Annotated in this window: 12 protein-coding genes; 5 read left to right on the top strand and 7 right to left on the bottom strand. The window is 70.0% G+C overall.

Annotated elements, in window-relative coordinates:
• The first annotated feature begins 4 nt into the window (after positions 1-4).
• The 4 genes from AC1Q7O_RS25325 to AC1Q7O_RS25310 all read left to right on the top strand — a co-directional run bounded on the left by AC1Q7O_RS25325 (position 5) and on the right by AC1Q7O_RS25310 (position 7,983).
• On the top strand, positions 5-2,809 hold the full coding sequence (locus tag AC1Q7O_RS25325) for a pectinesterase family protein (protein ID WP_492661806.1): 2,805 nt from the start codon (positions 5-7) through the stop codon (positions 2,807-2,809).
• Positions 2,810-2,906: 97 nt separating this feature from the next.
• Positions 2,907-5,840 carry a TonB-dependent receptor domain-containing protein gene (locus AC1Q7O_RS25320; protein WP_492661805.1) on the top strand — a complete coding sequence of 978 codons (2,934 nt, stop codon included), beginning with the start codon at positions 2,907-2,909 and terminating at the stop codon, positions 5,838-5,840.
• A 68-nt stretch (positions 5,841-5,908) separates the two neighbouring features.
• Positions 5,909-7,225 carry a pectate lyase family protein gene (locus AC1Q7O_RS25315; protein ID WP_492661804.1) on the top strand — a complete coding sequence of 439 codons (1,317 nt, stop codon included), beginning with the start codon at positions 5,909-5,911 and terminating at the stop codon, positions 7,223-7,225.
• The gene (locus tag AC1Q7O_RS25310; protein ID WP_492661803.1) at positions 7,222-7,983 is read left to right on the top strand and encodes a rhamnogalacturonan acetylesterase; all 762 of its coding nucleotides are present in this window, start codon (positions 7,222-7,224) and stop codon (positions 7,981-7,983) included. Before AC1Q7O_RS25315 ends, AC1Q7O_RS25310 begins: the two co-directional genes overlap by 4 nt.
• A 46-nt stretch (positions 7,984-8,029) precedes the next feature.
• On the opposite strand, the gene AC1Q7O_RS25305 is transcribed toward AC1Q7O_RS25310, so the two are convergent.
• The gene (locus AC1Q7O_RS25305; RefSeq protein WP_492661802.1) at positions 8,030-8,344 is read right to left on the bottom strand and encodes a hypothetical protein; all 315 of its coding nucleotides are present in this window, start codon (positions 8,342-8,344) and stop codon (positions 8,030-8,032) included.
• Positions 8,345-8,458: 114 nt separating this feature from the next.
• Positions 8,459-9,562, bottom strand: a complete 1,104-nt coding sequence (locus tag AC1Q7O_RS25300) for a dienelactone hydrolase family protein (protein WP_492661801.1) — start codon at positions 9,560-9,562, stop codon at positions 8,459-8,461.
• Between the two features lie 47 nt (positions 9,563-9,609).
• Between AC1Q7O_RS25300 and AC1Q7O_RS25295 the strand changes: the two genes are divergently transcribed.
• Positions 9,610-10,368, top strand: a complete 759-nt coding sequence (locus AC1Q7O_RS25295) for a substrate-binding periplasmic protein (protein WP_492661800.1) — start codon at positions 9,610-9,612, stop codon at positions 10,366-10,368.
• Here the strand turns inward: AC1Q7O_RS25295 and AC1Q7O_RS25290 are convergent.
• From AC1Q7O_RS25290 to AC1Q7O_RS25270, 5 genes are read right to left on the bottom strand one after another with little or no spacing between them, the layout of a single operon-like run.
• The gene (locus tag AC1Q7O_RS25290; RefSeq protein ID WP_492661799.1) at positions 10,365-11,660 is read right to left on the bottom strand and encodes a TRAP transporter large permease; all 1,296 of its coding nucleotides are present in this window, start codon (positions 11,658-11,660) and stop codon (positions 10,365-10,367) included. The genes AC1Q7O_RS25295 and AC1Q7O_RS25290 overlap by 4 nt on opposite strands.
• An 11-nt stretch (positions 11,661-11,671) precedes the next feature.
• Positions 11,672-12,163 carry a TRAP transporter small permease gene (locus tag AC1Q7O_RS25285; RefSeq protein WP_492661798.1) on the bottom strand — a complete coding sequence of 164 codons (492 nt, stop codon included), beginning with the start codon at positions 12,161-12,163 and terminating at the stop codon, positions 11,672-11,674.
• Positions 12,163-13,122 carry a TRAP transporter substrate-binding protein gene (locus AC1Q7O_RS25280; RefSeq protein WP_492661797.1) on the bottom strand — a complete coding sequence of 320 codons (960 nt, stop codon included), beginning with the start codon at positions 13,120-13,122 and terminating at the stop codon, positions 12,163-12,165. Before AC1Q7O_RS25280 ends, AC1Q7O_RS25285 begins: the two co-directional genes overlap by 1 nt.
• A 12-nt stretch (positions 13,123-13,134) precedes the next feature.
• Positions 13,135-14,736, bottom strand: a complete 1,602-nt coding sequence (locus AC1Q7O_RS25275) for a family 43 glycosylhydrolase (protein WP_492661796.1) — start codon at positions 14,734-14,736, stop codon at positions 13,135-13,137.
• The gene (locus tag AC1Q7O_RS25270) at positions 14,733-16,061 is read right to left on the bottom strand and encodes a pectate lyase family protein (RefSeq protein WP_492661795.1); all 1,329 of its coding nucleotides are present in this window, start codon (positions 16,059-16,061) and stop codon (positions 14,733-14,735) included. The genes AC1Q7O_RS25275 and AC1Q7O_RS25270 overlap by 4 nt, the downstream gene beginning before the upstream one ends.
• Position 16,062: the final 1 nt, after the last annotated feature.

The raw sequence follows: 16,062 nt of genomic DNA, 5'->3' as shown, positions 1-16,062 counted from the left end.
CGTCATGAAGATGTTCGCTGCGGCGCTGAGCGCGCTGCTGGCTCTGCCGTTGCCCGCGTTTTCGCAGACCGACCCGGCCCGTGAAGCTGCCCCCGCCGACGGCTTCGCCGCGCTGGGGGGCGGCACCACGGGCGGCTCGGCCGCCAGCGCCGGCCAGGTCTACACCGTCACCAACCGCGTGCAGCTGCTGACGGCCCTGGCCAACGGCGGCAGCCTGCCCAAGATCGTCAAGGTCGTCGGCAGCATCGACATGAGCGAGGGCGTGCCCTTCGCCAGCCATGCCGACCAGGAGCAGCGCGCGATGGTGCGCCTGCCGTCCAACACGACGCTGATCGGCGCCGGCCCCGGTGCGGGGCTGGTCAACGGCCGCATCGAGATCATCGGCGTGGCCAACGTCATCGTGCGCAACCTGGCCATCATGGCGCCGTGCGACGTGGCACCCGTCTGGGACCCGACCGACGGTGCCACCGGCGCGTGGAACTCGGCCTACGACGCGATCACGCTGCAGGGCGCGGAGCGCGTGTGGATCGACCACAACACCATCACCGACGCGCCCATCACCGACGACCAGCTGCCCATCGAGAACGGCAAGCTCAAGCAGTGTCACGACGGTGCCATCGACATCACGCGCGGCGCCAACTACGTGACGGTCAGCTACAACGTCATCGACCGCCATGACAAGACCATGCTGATCGGCCATTCCGACAGCTACACGGCCGACATCGGGCGACTGAAGATCACGATTGCCAACAACGTGTTCTCCAACGTCACGCAGCGCAGCCCGCGCGTGCGTTTCGGCCAGGTCCACCTGTTCAACAACTACCACGTCGGTGCCAAAGGCGTATCGCCCTACGGGCACAGCTACACCGTGGGCATCGGTACCGGCGCGCGCGTGATCTCGCACGCCAACGTGCACGCCATCACCGGTGCCGCGCCGGGCTGCGCCAGCGTCGTGCAGACGCTCAACCCCGATGCTGCGAGCAGCTTCGCCGACACCGGCTCCACGCTGAACGGCGCCCCGCTGGGCGCCTGCGCCGCGCCCACTGCGGTGGGCTGGGCGGTGCCCTACGCGTTCACGCCGCGCCCGGTCGCCCTCGTGAAGGCCAACAACCTGGCCCGCGCCGGCGCCGGCAAGCTGACGACCAACGTGACCGGCAGCGGCAGCGTGGGCGTCACGCCCGGCAGCGTGGAGCCGGCGCGCAATGCCACCGGCGTGCACACCGACACGTTGCTCGCCGTCGCGTTCGACGCGGCACCGACGCTGACCGGCAACGGCGCCATCACGGTGCGCCGTGCGAGCGACGGCGCGGTGGTGGACCGCATCGACCTGTCCACCGCGCCGTCGGCCACCGACACGCAGACCGTCATCCCGCGCACCAACCTCGAAGTGGACGCGCTGGCGCTGGGCGCCATGCCCGAGAACGCCGCGCGGGCGCGGTTCGTCTGGTACCGCCCGGTCAGCATCAGCGGCAACCAGGCCGTCATCCGCCTGCACAACAACCGGCTCGCGTTCGACACGGCCTACACCGTCACGGTCGACGCCGCCGCGTTCAACGGCAGCATCAACAACTCGGCCTTCGCCGGCCTGACCTGGAGCTTCACGACGCGCAGCGCCCCGGCCAGCAAGACCAGCGTGACGGTTGACGACGACGGCACGGCGGCGGACTTCCGCACCGTGCAGGGCGCGCTGAACTGGGTCATGACGTGGTGCTCCACCGGCAGCCCGTCGGCGAACGGCTGCAACACCGTCGCCACGCCCAAGACCATCACCGTCCGCAACGGCCTCTACGCCGAGCTGCTGATGCTGCGCAACGTCGCCAACCTCAGCCTCGTCGGCGAGAGCCGTGACGGTGTGCAGGTGGGCCGGCTGAACTTCGAGTCGCTGAACAGCGGCAGCGGCGCCAGCGCCGCGTCGGCCGGTACGGCGCCGAGCACGGGTCGCGTGGCGGGCCACCGCGTGCTGGGCGGTGGCCGCGCGGTGCTGCTGGTCGAGAACGCCGACCTGCTCACGCTGCGCAACTTCACGCTCGTCAACCCGCATGCCCGCGCGTCCATCTACGACAACCAGGCCGAGGCGATCTACTTCAACACCAGCACGACGGCGGCAGCTCACCGCCTGGTGGCGCGCGAGATGAACTTCATCTCCGAGCAGGACACGCTGCAGCTCAAGGGCTATGTGTGGGTCTACAACTCGCTGGTGGCCGGCAACGTGGACTTCATCTGGGGCAACGTGATGGCCGCGCTGTTCGAGGACTGCGAGATCCGCAGCGTGCTCGACGCGTCCAGCAGCTCGCCGGGCTACATCCTGCAGGCGCGCGCGACGGCGGGCGACACCGGCTTCGTGTTCCTGAACAGCCAGCTCACGGCCGGCCCGGGCGTCACGTCGGCCTACCTGGCGCGCAGCGGCGGCACGACGAGCACCGCCTACGTCGACAACATCGCGTTCATCAACACGCGCATCGGCCCGCACATCCTGCCCATCGGTTGGTGCAGCGGCACCGGTACCAGCAAGACCGGCACGGGGCAGGGCGCCTGCAGCTCCAACCCGCCGCCGTGGGCCGGCACGGCCAACGGCGGCGCCACCGACGCCGCCGGCTGGCGCGAGTGGGGCAGCAAGGACCTGGACGGCAACCTGCTGAACACCAGCGCCCGCCTGGGCCTGGCGACGGTGACCGTCGGCGGCTCGCCCGCCACCGTGCAGCTCGCCAAGACGCTGGACAGCACCGCCGGCCTGACCACCCGCGCCGACATCTTTGCCCGCTCCACCATCGCCACCGGTTCACCCGGCGGCTGGGTGCCCGCGCCCTAGTTCCCTTTTGACCCCAGCGGGCGAACAAGCCGGGCGCAGACCCGGTTCGCGCCCTTCGGCCCGGAGGCCGATCCAAAACCCGATTCACGGAGACACGATGACCTCGAACCGCATGCCCGCCACCGCCCGCCTCAGCCTCTGCGCTGCTGCCGTGCTCAGCTTTGTCCACGGCGCCCACGCCCAGACGGCCGAAACCCCCGCCGCCCCGGTCAACACCATCGAGCGCATCTCGGTGACGGGCTCGTCCATCAAGCGCCTGGCCGGCGAGACGGCGCTGCCGGTGTCGGTGAACAAATCGGAGGAGCTGGAGGCCCGCGGCCACACCGAGCTGAAGGACCTGCTGCTGGAGCTGCCGCAATCGCAGTCGCTGGGCACCAACTCCGGCGCGGCCGGCCCGGTGCTGAACCTGCGCGGCCTGGGCCCGATGCGCACGCTGACGCTGCTGAACGGCCGCCGCCTGGCCAACGAGCCGCTGCAGGACCAGTACGTGTCGGCCAACGTCATCCCGCGCATCGCGCTGGACCGCGCCGAGACGCTGCGCGACGGCGCGTCGTCCATCTACGGCTCCGACGCCATCGGCGGCGTGCAGAACTTCATCACCAAGGACAGCTTCCAGGGCGCCAAGATCAAGGTCGAGCTGAACGCGCCCTCCCGCTCCAGCGTGGGCCAGACCAACGCCATCGGCTTCATCGCCGGCATCGGCGACCTGGGTGCCGACGGCTGGAACGTCTACGGCGCCTACGACTTCCAGAGCAAGGGCGCGCTGATGCAGGGCGACCGGCCCGAGCTGTTCGACGGCTCGGCGCTGAACCAGCTGGGCCTGCTGGTGGCACCCTCGGCGAAGAACCAGAGCCCCATCGCCAACTACGGCTTCGCGCCGGCATCGGCGTCCGGCGGTGCGAACAACAACAACTACAACTCCAGTTTCGCCACCGGCTGCGTGGCGCCGTACTCGCTGCCGACGCTGGGCGCGGCCAGCCTGAACACGCCGCCCACCTATGCGCCTGGCTGCTACCGCGACCCGAACTTCTTCACGGCGGTGAGCGACGGCAGCGAGATCACCAACATGTTCGGCAAGGCCACGATGAACCTGGGCCAGGGCCATCGGATCAGTGCCGAACTGCTGCACTCCGCCTTCACGGTCAAGAAGTACCGCGGCATGCAGATCAACAGCTCGTCCAACGAGCCGGTCACGTACTACACGATTCCTTCCACCAGCAAGTTCTACCCCGGCAAGGGCATCACGCCGCTTGTCAACGTCATCGGCAGCAACACGGGTCTGGGCACCAACTCGCCCACCATGTTCATCGACCCGGTGAAGACGCCCGGCGTCGTCAGCCCGCTGAACATGAACAACCGGACGGTGTACTTCCAGTGGGGGCCGGGCGAGCTGGGATCGGCCTACCGCAACGACGAGCAGGTGAATGACCGCCTCGTGCTGGCCGCCGAAGGCTCGGTGTGGAACTGGGACTACCGCGTGGGCCTGAACTACGGCCATTCGCAGCGCAACACCGCGACGGGCGGCGGCTACATCCTGTTCAGCAAGGCGCAGGAGGGCTTCACCAACGGCATCCTGAACCCGTTCGGCCCGCAGGACGCCGCCGGCCTGGAGTACCTGAAGAGCATCGAGCTGCGCGACTACGTCTACCGCAAGAACGAGGCCTTCAACAAGTCCGTCGACGCGACGCTGACGCGCGAGCTGATGCAGCTGGGCGGTGGCCCGCTGACGCTGGCCGTCACCGGCGAGCTGCGCCGTGACGAGGCCAAGGTGCATGCCGCGCCGCTGGACTACGTCGCCAAGCTGCCCAATGGCAACTACAACATCAGCAGCGCCGGCGTCGTCGTCAAGGACGACATCGTCGGCGAGAACCCCACCGGCGTGGCCGCCAGGCTGCACCGCGACATCAAGTCGGCCGTCATCGAGCTGGACGCGCCGCTGACCAAGCAGTGGAGCGTCAACGGCGCCGTGCGCTCCGACACCTACAGCGACCTGAAGACGACGACGGTCAACCCCAAGCTGTCGGTGCGCTTCCAGCCCACGACCGAGGTGATGCTGCGCGCGTCGGCCAACACGGGCTTCCGTGCACCGTCGATCATGGACATCCAGAACCCGACGCCCGAGGTGCGCCAGGTGACCATGGACGACCCGGTGCTGTGCCCCAGCCCGACGCCCCTCATTGCCGGTTCCGGCACTGCGGTATCCGGCGCGGACGCGGTCAAGGTCTGCAACGCCACCACCGACTACTGGACCAAGTCGCCCGACAACAGCCACCTGAAGCCCGAGAAGTCCAAGGGCTGGGCCATTGGCGGCGCGTTCGAGCCGGTGCGCGGCCTGCTGGTGACGGTGGACTACTGGAGCGTCAAGCTCAACGACGTGCTGGGCGCGCTGACGCTGGCCGAGGTGCAGCAGCAGCCGGCCAAGTACGGCGCCAACATCCTGCGCAAGGCCGACGGCACCATCGACCACATCCTGACCAGCCAGGCCAACCGCGGCGACATGGACATGCGCGGCCTGGACGTCGCCGCCACCTACCAGCTGCGCACCAACAGCTGGGGCGTCTTCAACTTCAAGCTGGACGGCACCTACTACGACAAGTACGCCTTCTCGGTGGAGAAGGGCGGCGAGATGCTGCAGGACGTGGGCATCCTGACCACCGACGCGCGCTACACCGGCCCCAACGCCGGCCTGGCCACGACGCAGCAGATCATCTACCGCTGGAAGCACACGGCCGCCGTGAACTGGCGCTTCGGCAACTGGTCCACGCAGCTGTCGCAGCGCTACAGCAGCGGCCTGACCGACCTGACCCCGCGCGCCGGATCGAGCTACACCGACGTGAAGCCCTACAAGCAGTACAACGTCAGCGCTGCGTTCTCGGGCATCAAGAACGTGAAGCTGGTGTTCGGCATCAACAACCTCACCAACGTCTACCCGGTGCTGACGGCCAACGGCAACTACAACGGCTACCTGACCAGCGGTGCGGACATCCTGGGCCGCAGCTACCGCTTCTCGGCCGAGTACACGTTCTTCTAAGCCGGCATCTCCGCTGACACGCGCGCAAGGGCTCACCGGTCTTTGCGCGCCTTTTTCTTTCAAGCCCCATGCTCATCAGAACCCTTGCCCTTTCCGCGCTGGTGCTGGCCTCGGCGCTGAGCGCCGCCGAACCGGTGGCCGCGCCGGCCACCGCCGGCATCGCCACGCGCGGCTGGACGCAGACTCAGGGCGGTCGCGGCGGCCGCCTCATTAAGGTCACGACGCTGGCGCCCTCGGGCCCCGGCAGCCTCAAGGAAGCCATCGAGGCGAGCGGCCCGCGCATCGTCGTCTTCGAGGTGGGCGGCGTCATCGACATGGGCGGCCAGCCGCTCAAGATCACGCAGCCCTTCCTGACGCTGGCCGGCCAGACTGCACCCGACCCCGGCATCCACATCCTCAAGGCCGAGACGACCATTGCCACGCACGATGTCGTCATCCAGCACCTGAACTTCCGCCCCGGTGAGTTCGGCCGGCCCAAGAAGGGCGGCGGCGACCAGGACGGCATCTCCGGCATTGGCGGCGCGCACGACGTCATCGTCGACCACTGCAGCTTCTCGTGGGCAACCGACGAGAACCTGTCGGCCAGCGGCCCGCGCTTCGAGGGCAAGACGCCCGAGGACTGGCGCCGCGCCACGTCGCACCGCATGACCTATAGCCACAACCTCATCTACGAGGGGTTGGGCAACTCGGTGCACGAGAAGGGCGAGCACAGCAAGGGCTCGCTGATCCACGACAACACCAGCGGCGTGCTGATCTACGGCAACGTCTACGCGTCCAACCGCCAGCGCAACGCGCTGTTCAAGGGCGGCGCGCAGGGGGCCATGGTCAACAACTACATCTTCAACCCCGGCGACCGTGGCGTGCACTACAACCTGCTCGCCAACGAGTGGGCCGGCCAGCCCTGGCAGGTAGGCCGGCTGACGCTGGTGGGCAACGCGATGCGCCATGGCCCCAGCACGGTGGCGGGCACAGCCTTCTTCACGATGCTGGGTCAGGGCGACCTGGAACTGCACATGACCGACAACCTCGCGCACGACGCCCAGGGCCGCCCCGTGCCGCTGCTGGGCAACAACGCGCAGACGACGGGCAAGCTCATCGTGCTGCCGCAGGCGGACCTGCCGCCCGGCCTGGCCATCCGCCCCGCCGCCGACCTGGCGCGCGCGCTGCCACCGCTGGTGGGCGCCCGCCCTTGGGCGCGCGACCCGCTGGACGCGAAGCTGCTGGCCGACATGGCAGAGGGCAAGGGCCGGCTGATCGACTCGGAAGTGGAGAACGCGCTGGGCTACCCGCGCCACGCACCGACGAAGCGCGCGTTCAAGGCCGAAGAATGGAATCTCGACGACATGTCTCCCAAGGCCGGCTGGCCAAATCTCGCCAAACCATGAAGCTGATCGCCTTTCTCATCGCCTCGTTGCTCGCCGGCTCGGCTGTCGCGCAAACGCCCGCCGCCTCGGCCCCGAAAGCGGGCGAAACCACCGCCAACGTCGCCACCGGCCCGCGCCTCATCCTCGTCGGCGACTCGACGATGGCGCCGCGCAGCGGCTACGGCAATGCGCTGTGTGCGCGTGTGCAGCAGGTTGCCTGCATCAACCTCGCGCGCGGGGGACGTTCCAGCATGAGCTTCCGCGCCGAAGGGCTTTGGGACACCGTGCTGGCGTTGCTGAACGAGGGCAAGGCCCAGGGCAGCGCGCGTCAGAAGACGCTGGTGCTGATCCAGTTCGGCCACAACGACCAGCCCGGCAAGCCCGGCCGCTCGACGGACCTGGCCACCGAGTTCGGCCCCAACATGGCCGGCTATGTGAGGGACGTTAAGGCCGCCGGCGGCGAGGTCATCCTGCTGACGCCGCTGACGCGCCGCACCTTCAAGGAGGGCGAGCTGCCCAACGACCTGCGCCCCTGGGCCGAGGCCATCCTGAAGGTGGGGGCCGAGCAGGGCGTGCCGGTGCTGGACCTGAACGCCATCAGCCACGCCGCCGTCGCCGCGATGGGCCAGGCCGCGGCCGATACGCTGGCCGAGGCACCGCCGCGCTTCGACCGCACGCACGTCGGCCCGAAGGGCGCGGCGCTGTTCTCGGAGCAGGTGCTGGACGGGCTGGTGAAGATCCGTCCCGATCTCGCGGCGGCGAGAACGCTGACGCCCTGAAGGCGCCTCAGCCCAGCGGCGCCCGCACCCGCGCCGACGGGCCGCGTCATTTTCTCGTCGTCGGCCGGTGGATCAGCGTGCGCTGGAACCACGCCTCGTTCATGCGCGCCAGGAAGTTGGCGTTGATCGGGAAGCCGCAGCCGTCGCCCAGCACAGCCTCCGAGCCGCAGTGCGGGCACATGGCCGTCTGCTGGCCGATGGCGGCGGGATCGTCCATGTTGTCCACGGTCAGCCCGGTCCAGCCGACGATGTCGTCGGGCTTGAACATCGCCACGCAGTTGCAGCAGCCGCAGACGCGGCTGGCGCCGATCTGCGCCCAGTTGTTGGTGGTGTAGCGGTAGGCGGCAAGCAGTTCGTTCATGGCGGCGTTGCGGCTCGATGCGGCTCGGTGCGGGGTAGCCGCAGTGTGGCGCCACGCCGGCGGGCGCGCCACGGCCCGGGCTCCGGTCTTACCCGTTCGCCGGCCGGTTCATCCTCAACCTTGCTGGCCCGCCGCCCCCTGCTGCTGCAGCCAGGCCAGCGCGGCGGCGTGCTGGGCCTGGTCGAACCGGTGGCCGCCCGGCGTGGCCCTGGCCGTGAAGCCGCGCCCGGCTGGCCAGGCGCGCGCCAGCCGCTGCCAGGCCGCCTGGGTGGCGTCCCACGGGAACAGCTTGTCGTCCGGCGACCCGAACAGCAGCAGCGGCCGTGGTGCGATCAGCGCAGCGACATCCGGGTGGTCCAACTCGGCGGCCAGGCCCGGGTGGGCCATGCTGAAGGCGGACTGGCCCACCAGCGTGTGCTCGCCGGGCCGCAGCAAGCCCTCGCGCGTGCACATCCAGTGTGCGGCGACGCAGGCCGACACCTCGCCGCACACGGCGGCCAGCTGCCAGGCGCGGAATGCGCCCATCGAGAAGCCCAGCACGGCCACGCGCTTCGCGTCGACGCCCGGCTGCTCGCGCAGCCAGCGGTGCGCGCGCAGGTCGTCGCTGGCGATGACGCCGGCCCAGCTGTGGCCCAACTGCAGCAGGTGGTTGGCCAGTGCCTGCTGGTCGTCGCGCGCGAAGCCGGGCCGGCCGCGTTCGCCCCAGCCCAGCGCGTCGATGGCGAGCACGGCGAAGCCCGCCTGCGCCAGCAGGTCGCCGACGAAGCGGCCGTCGAAATAGCGCTGCGCCCAGGCGTCGGCCGAGGCGCTGGCGGCCAGCGGGCGCACCATCTTTTCCTTGCCGATGTCGAAGCGCGCGCCGTGGTCGTGCAGCAGCAGCACGGCCGGGTGCGGGCCGGGGCCGTCGGGTTGCAGATGGAGGGCCGGCACCCGGTCGCCCAGCGCGCCGCGCAGCGTCAGCGACCGGGCGGTGTAGCCGCCACGCGCCTGCTCGGCGCGCACCTCGGTGGCGAAGCCGCTGCCGTCGTCGCCGGGCAGCAGCATCAGCCGGCGCGCGGCGGCCAGCGCCGAGCCGCGCCAGCCGGCGTCGGGCCGCCAGGGCAGGCGAGGGCGCCAATGGCGCTGCAGCGCGGCCAGCGTGTCGTCCAGCGCGTCGGCGCGGGCCAGCAGCGGTGCGGCGGCCAGCGCGGCGAGGAGGTGGCGGCGGGTGGGTGTCATGGTTGCGAGGGGCTGCCAAGCGGCCAGCGCTGTGCGAGAGTCGGGCGATGCACCGCCGCCAAGCCTGCCTGCTGCCGCTGGTCCTGTCGGGGCCGGCGCGTGGCGATGAGCGGGCGCCGCTGCGCATCGGCTGGAGCGACTACCCGCCGTTCCAGTACAAGGGTGCCGCCGATCAGCCGCAGGGTCTGGACGTGGAACTGCTGGAGCTGCTGGCGCGTGCGGCGGGCGAGCGGCTGAAGTGGCATCACCGCCCCTGGGCGCGGCAGACGGCAGACGTGGCGCAGGGTGAGCTGGACCTGATGCCGGCCGCCACGCTCACGCCGGAGCGTCGCGTGGTGGGCGACTTCACCCAGCCCTACCGCAACGAGCGTGTCGCCTTGATCGGCCTGGCCGGCGGCGGGCCTGCGCCGCGGCGGTTGGCGGAGCTGAAGGCACGCGCGGTGCGCGTGGGCGTGATCCGCGGTGTGGCGTTCCCCGAGGCCGTGCGCCGCGAGCTGGAGGAGCCAGGAATGGCCGGTCTGTTGCTGCCGCTGCATGCCAACGACCTGACGCTGTCGGCGCTGCGTGCGCGGCGCGTGGACTACGTCATCGACGACCCCGTGACACTGTTGCACCGCGCGGGGCAGGAGCCCGGCGAGGCCGTGGAGGTGGTGCTGGAGCTGGCGGTCAGCCCCGTACACGTGTATGTCAGCCGGCGCACGCTGGAGCGGCGGCCCGACCTGATGGCGCGCCTCAATGCGGGGCTGCAGCGGGCGCGCCAGCAGCCCGACTGGGGCCGCGTGCTGTCTCGTTACCCGGGCTATTAGCCGCCCACCCATTTGGGCAACGCCAGCGACAGTGCCGGGATATAGGTGACGGCCAGCAGCGTGACCAGCAACGCGCCGTAGAACGGTGCGATGGAACGCATGACCTGGCCCACCGACACGCCGCCGATCGCGCAGCCGACGAACTGCGTGCTGCCCACGGGCGGCGTGTTCAGGCCCAGCGCGCAGTTCAGCAGCATGACGATGCCGAATTGCGTGGGGTCCATGCCGGCCTTCATGCAGATGGGCAGGAAGATGGGCGTGCAGATCAGGATGGTGGCCGCCATGTCCAGGAAGGTGCCCAGCACGAACAGCAGCACGTTGACCCACAGGAAGATCAGCCACGCGTTGTTGCCGCTCATCTGCTCCAGCCACTCGCCGGTCTTCTGCGGTACCTCGTACAGCGCCATGAAGTAGCCGAAGGCCGACGAGATGCCGATCAGCAGCAGCACGACACCGGTCGTCTTGCAGGCCTTGGCGCAGGCGGCCAGAAAGCCCTTCCAGCTCAGGCTCTTGTAGGCGATGCCCGTGACGATGAGCGCCCAGCACACGGCGGTGGCGGCGGACTCGGTGGCCGTGAACACACCGCTAAGGATGCCGCCCAGGATGATGACGATGACCAGCAGGCCCGGCAGCGCGGCGACGAAGGCCGAGAACACCGCGCCCCAGCCGGGGAAGGCGCCGTTCGTCGGGTAGCCGCGCTTCACCGCCACGCCGTACGCCGCCACGAGGTTGGCGATGGTCAGCAGCAGCGCCGGCAGCAGCGCCGCGAGGATGAGGTTGAACACGCTCACCGCCGCGATGCCGGCGGTGGCGAGCACGTAGATGATGAGGTTGTGCGAGGTGGGCATCAGCGCGCCGACCAGCGCGGCGTGCGTCGTGACGTTGACGGCGTAGTCTGCGTCGTAGCCCTCGCGCTTCATCAGCGGGATCATCACCGAGCCCATCGCCGACACGTCGGCCAGCGGCGAGCCGGCCACACCGCCGAACAGCGTGCAGCCCAGCACGTTGCTCATGCCCAGGCCGCCCCGCACATGGCCCACCAGCCGGTTGGCGAACGTGACGATGCGCTCGGCAATGCCGCCGTGCAGCATCAGCTCGCCCGCGAAGATGAAGAACGGGATCGCCAGGAAGGAGAACACCTGCATGCCGCCCACCATCTTCTGGAAGACGATGGCCATGGGCAGGTCGGCGGCGAATGCCGTGGCGATGGAGGCGAGGCCGATGGCGAACGCCACCGGCACGCCCAGCAGCAGCAGCAGCACGAAGCTGCCGCACATGATCCAGAGTTCCATGCCTTCCACGTTCAGACTCCGGCTTCTTCAATGGTGTGACCGCGCAGCAGCGCGATCAGGTGTTCGATGCAGAACAGCACGATGAGCGCGCCGGCGATGACCAGCGGCAGAAAGTCCAGCCCCTCGGGCACGCCCAGCATGGGCTTGGGCTCGTCCCACTTCAGCGTCAGCCATTCCCAGCCGGCCATCGCCATCAGCACGGCAAATGCGATGACACAGACGTGGATGAGCGCCTCGGCCACGCGCTGCGCGCCGCGCGGCAGCAGCGCGACGATGGACTCCATGCCCAGGTGGCCCGCGTCGCGCACGCCCACGGCCACGGCCAGCGCCGTGATGTAGAGCACCAACAGCAGCGCCACCGGCTCGGTCCACGTCGGCGAGTCGTTCATCACGTAGCGGCCGATGACCTGCCATTGCACGCAGGCCACCAGCAGCACCAGGCCAAGCACGGCTGCACGCAGCGACCAGCGCGACAGCGCCGCGCAGAACGTCGTGTAGGCCATCACTTGATGTCCTGGATCGCCTTGACGAGCTTCTGCAGGTCGGGCGTGTTGACGAACTTCGCGATCACCGGCTGCACGGCCTGGCGGAAGCCCTCGCGGTCGGGCGTGACGATCTCGGCGCCGGCGGCCTTCACGGTGGCGAGCGCCTTGGCTTCCTGCGCGTCCCACTTCTCGCGCTGCACCAGGACCGACGCCTTGGCGGCCGCGCGCAGCTGCGCCTGCTGCTCGGGCTTGAGCTTGTCCCAGATCTTCTTGCTGATGAACAGCGCGTCCGGGGTCATCGAGTGCTCGGTGCGGCTGTAGAACTTGGCCGCCTCGAAGTGGCGGAAGCCCTCGTAGCTGGGGATGTTGTTCTCGGCCGCGTCGATGAGGTTGGTCTTCAGGCCCGTGTAGACCTCGCCGATGGGCATGGGCGACGGGTTGGCACCCATGGCCGTCATCGCGGCCACCCACAGGTCGGTCTGCTGCACGCGGATCTTCACGCCCTTCATGTCGGCCAGCGTCTTGATGGGCTTGCGCGCGTAGACGGAACGGGCACCTGAGTCGTACAGCGCCAGGCCCACCATCCCCTGGTGCTCGCAGGCCTTCAGGATCTCCTCGCCGGGAGCGCCGTCGTAAGCCTTGCGCATGTGCGCCGTGTCGCGGAACAGGAAGGGCAGGGCCGGCACCAGCGTCTTGGGGCACATGGCCGACAGCGGGCCGAGGTTCACGCGCGTCATCGCCAGCGCGCCGAGCTTGACCTGGTCGATGGTCTCCTTCTCGCTGCCCAGGGCGCCCTTGTTGAAGACCTTCACGGTCAGCGTGCCGCCGCTGCTCTTGGCCAGCACCTGGCCCAGGTGCTTGACGGCGGCGACGGTGGGGTAGTCGTCGCTGTTGTGCACGTCGGCGGACTTCAGCTCCAGCGCGCAGGCGCCGGTGCTCAGCAGCGCGGCGGCCAGCAGGGTGAGGGTGTTCTTCATGTCGTTGTCTCCTTAATCGATCGCGCGATAGCGCAGGTTCGAGAAGCGTGCCTCGCCGCTGCCGGCGGCGTAGATCGCCGGGCGCAGGCTGGCGAAGCCGCCGGCCGTGTTGTGGTGGTAGCCGCTGACGTCCATCTGCACCGGGAATTTCGTCCACGGCTGTGTGCTGTCGGCGCGGCTGAACAGCGTCAGCACATGGCGCGCGCAGCGCAGCTTGAGCTGCATGCGCCGCGCGATGCCGGCTGGCTTGGGCACGGCGCGGATGTCCTGCCCGTAACGGTGCAGCTGGAAGCTCCGCGCGTTGGCGCCCATGCCGGCGTAGAGCCGTGGGCTGTAGAACATCAGCAGGCCCACCTGCACGCCGTCGTCGAAATCCACGTCCAGCTCGACCTCGAAGGCCGGGTCACCCTGGATGAAGCCCAGCGGCGCGCTGTCGCCCGGGCCCTTGCCGGGCGTGGCGCGCAGGTGCAGCCGGCCGTCGGCCACGCGCACCCGGCTCATCTGGCCGCTGCCGCTCAGGAACTGCCAGTGGGCCTTCAGCGCCGTGCCGGCGAAGTCGTCAGACAGCGCCCGGCCGTGCGGCACCGCGCGGCCGACGGCGGGCATCGGTAGCGGCTGGCCGTCGTCCACGTCGACGTGGAACCAGCCGTCTGCGCTGAAGCGCGCGGGCGCCAGCAGCATCTGCCGGCCCAGCGTGTGGAAGCTGTTCTCGTAGCCGTGGTACAGCATCCACCAGTCGCCTTTCGGGCCTTGCACCAGGCTGCCGTGGCCGCGCGACCACCAGCGCTCGCGCGGCGAGGTGGTGCGCATCAGCGGGTTGTGCGGCGCCTGCTCCCACGGGCCGTCCAGCGTGCGGCTGCGCGCGGCGATGACCATGTGGCCGGTCGGCGGCCCGGCGGTGCCGCCCACGGCCAGCAGCATGTGCCACCAGCCGCCGTGGCGCAGCATCTTGGGGCCCTCGGGCGAGAAGCTCTCGACGTCCCAGTCCTCGGGATAGCGCCAGGGGTCGTAGATGTGTTCGATGGCGCCGACCGTCTTCAGCCCGTCGGCGCTCAGCCGCACGCGGTCGCCGCCGCTGAGGTAGAGCCAGCGCTGGCCGTCCTCGCCGGTCACGTGTGTCGGGTCGATGTGCCTGGACAGGCCCAGCGGCTGAGGCCGGGACCAGGGCCCCTCGATGCGGTCGGCCCACATGACGAGGATGTCGTTGGGCTGCGCCTTGACGGGCAGGTAGAGGTAGTAGCGGCCGCCGTGCTTGCACAGGTCGGGCGCCCAGACGCTGCCGACGGCCTCCCGCAGCGCGTTGGCCACCGGCTGCCAGTTGACGAGGTCGCGCGAATGCCAGATCAGCAGCCCCGGCACGGCCTCGAAGCTGGAGTGCGTCAGGTAGTAGTCGTCACCGTCCTTCAGCACCGTGGGGTCAGGGCGGTCGCCGGCCAGCACGGGGTTCAGGTAGCGGCCGTCGCCCTGGTCGGCCTGGCGCTGGCCCTCGATGCCTTTCGGCCACGGCTTGCACGGCGGCAGGTAGGGCTGGCCGGGCGCGTCGCTGCAGTCGGCCGCGGCCCAGGCGGGCGGCGCGGCCAGCAGCGCCAGCAGCTCACGGCGCAGCAGGGTCATTTCGAGACCTGCGTGAACAGCGATTGCCAGCCCGCTTTCGGCGCCATGTCGGCCAGGTTCCAGTCGGCCTCGACGAACGCGCGCTGCGTGGGCTTGCGCGTGGGCAGGCCGCCGGGGTTGTTCTGCGTCTCGTCGTCGATCAGCGTGCCACGGTCTTCGGCGATGTCGCTGAGCTGCTTGAAGTCCAGCGGGTCGCGCGCCCACGGCCGCGAGCCCACGACCAGCGGCAGCAGCCGCTCCAGCTCGCGCGGCGCCAGCCAGCGCAGGCCCGGCGGCAGGTAGGCCTCGCGGGCCGGGATGATCTGCGCAGGGCCGGACGTGTAGCGGCCCGTCATCGGCAGCGGCTGGCCCTGGCGGTCCTGCGCGAGGTTGTCCTGCTCGAACAGCTGCACATCGCCCACGCCGCCCAGCGTGAACAGCGGCAGGTTGCGCTCGGTGTTGGGCCCGGCGCGGTAGACGTTGCCGGCCAGCGTGATCCTGCCGGTCTGGTAGGGGCGGCCCACCCACTCATGCGCGATCAGGTTGTAGTGGATCGCGCGCCAGCCGGGGTTGTAGATGAGGTTGTTGACCATCGCGCCCCACACGCCGCCCTTGAACAGCGCGTTGCGTTCGCGGTTGGACGCGTAGACGTTGCCCAGCAGGAGGATCTGCGTCGCGTTGTCGTGGATCAGCGAGCCCTTGCTGTGCTCGCCCTTCACGTGCACCGCCTCGTTCAGCCCCTCGTAGATGAGGTTGTGGCTGTAGGTGATGGCGTGCGACGTGTGGGCGCGCCAGTCGTCGGGCGTGGCGCCCTCGAAGCGGCGGCCGCCGACCGACAGGTTCTCGTCGGTGGCCCACGAGAAGCTGCAGTGGTCCACGATGATGCGCGCCGCGCCGTCGCCGGTGGAGAAGCCGTCGTGGTCGTTGCCGCTGCGCTTGGCCCGGCCGTAGGCACCGGGGCGGATGCTGAGATGCTGCAGGATCACGTCCTGCGCGAACACCTCCAGCTCGCCCTTGACCAGCGTGATGCCGGGGTCGGGCGCGGTCTGGCCGGCGATGGTGACCTGGCCTTCGCGCAGCTTCAGGCTCTTGCCGCCGAGGTCGATGACGCCGCCCACCTCGAACACGACGATGCGCGGGCCGCGCGCCTCCAGCGCCGCCGCCAGGCTGCCGGGGCCGTCGGCCGCCAGCGTCGTCACGCGGATGATCCTGCCGCCCTGGCCGCCGGTGGTCTTGGCCCAGCCGGCGTGCACATAGGTGGCGGGGTGCAGCGGTGCTGTGTCCTGGGCCTGGGCGTGGCTGAGGCCGCTGACGGCCGCGAAGGCCAGTGTCCAGAGGTGGCGCATC

This window comes from Roseateles sp. GW823-FHT07B05, from assembly GCF_058794515.1.
The sequence above is the reverse complement of the archived record's forward strand: the minus strand, read 5'-3'. Positions and strand labels throughout refer to the sequence as shown.

Excerpts from the sequence above, each read along its gene's own strand:
- AC1Q7O_RS25275 (WP_492661796.1), bottom strand. The coding sequence starts at position 14,736 with ATGACCCTGCTGCGCCGTGAGCTGCTGGCGCTGCTGGCCGCGCCGCCC.
- AC1Q7O_RS25300 (WP_492661801.1), bottom strand. The coding sequence starts at position 9,562 with ATGACACCCACCCGCCGCCACCTCCTCGCCGCGCTGGCCGCCGCACCG.
- AC1Q7O_RS25270 (WP_492661795.1), bottom strand. The coding sequence starts at position 16,061 with ATGCGCCACCTCTGGACACTGGCCTTCGCGGCCGTCAGCGGCCTCAGC.
- AC1Q7O_RS25325 (WP_492661806.1), top strand. The coding sequence starts at position 5 with ATGAAGATGTTCGCTGCGGCGCTGAGCGCGCTGCTGGCTCTGCCGTTG.
- AC1Q7O_RS25285 (WP_492661798.1), bottom strand. The coding sequence starts at position 12,163 with ATGGCCTACACGACGTTCTGCGCGGCGCTGTCGCGCTGGTCGCTGCGT.
- AC1Q7O_RS25315 (WP_492661804.1), top strand. The coding sequence starts at position 5,909 with ATGCTCATCAGAACCCTTGCCCTTTCCGCGCTGGTGCTGGCCTCGGCG.
- AC1Q7O_RS25320 (WP_492661805.1), top strand. The coding sequence starts at position 2,907 with ATGACCTCGAACCGCATGCCCGCCACCGCCCGCCTCAGCCTCTGCGCT.
- AC1Q7O_RS25305 (WP_492661802.1), bottom strand. The coding sequence starts at position 8,344 with ATGAACGAACTGCTTGCCGCCTACCGCTACACCACCAACAACTGGGCG.
- AC1Q7O_RS25290 (WP_492661799.1), bottom strand. The coding sequence starts at position 11,660 with ATGGAACTCTGGATCATGTGCGGCAGCTTCGTGCTGCTGCTGCTGCTG.
- AC1Q7O_RS25310 (WP_492661803.1), top strand. The coding sequence starts at position 7,222 with ATGAAGCTGATCGCCTTTCTCATCGCCTCGTTGCTCGCCGGCTCGGCT.
- AC1Q7O_RS25295 (WP_492661800.1), top strand. The coding sequence starts at position 9,610 with ATGCACCGCCGCCAAGCCTGCCTGCTGCCGCTGGTCCTGTCGGGGCCG.
- AC1Q7O_RS25280 (WP_492661797.1), bottom strand. The coding sequence starts at position 13,122 with ATGAAGAACACCCTCACCCTGCTGGCCGCCGCGCTGCTGAGCACCGGC.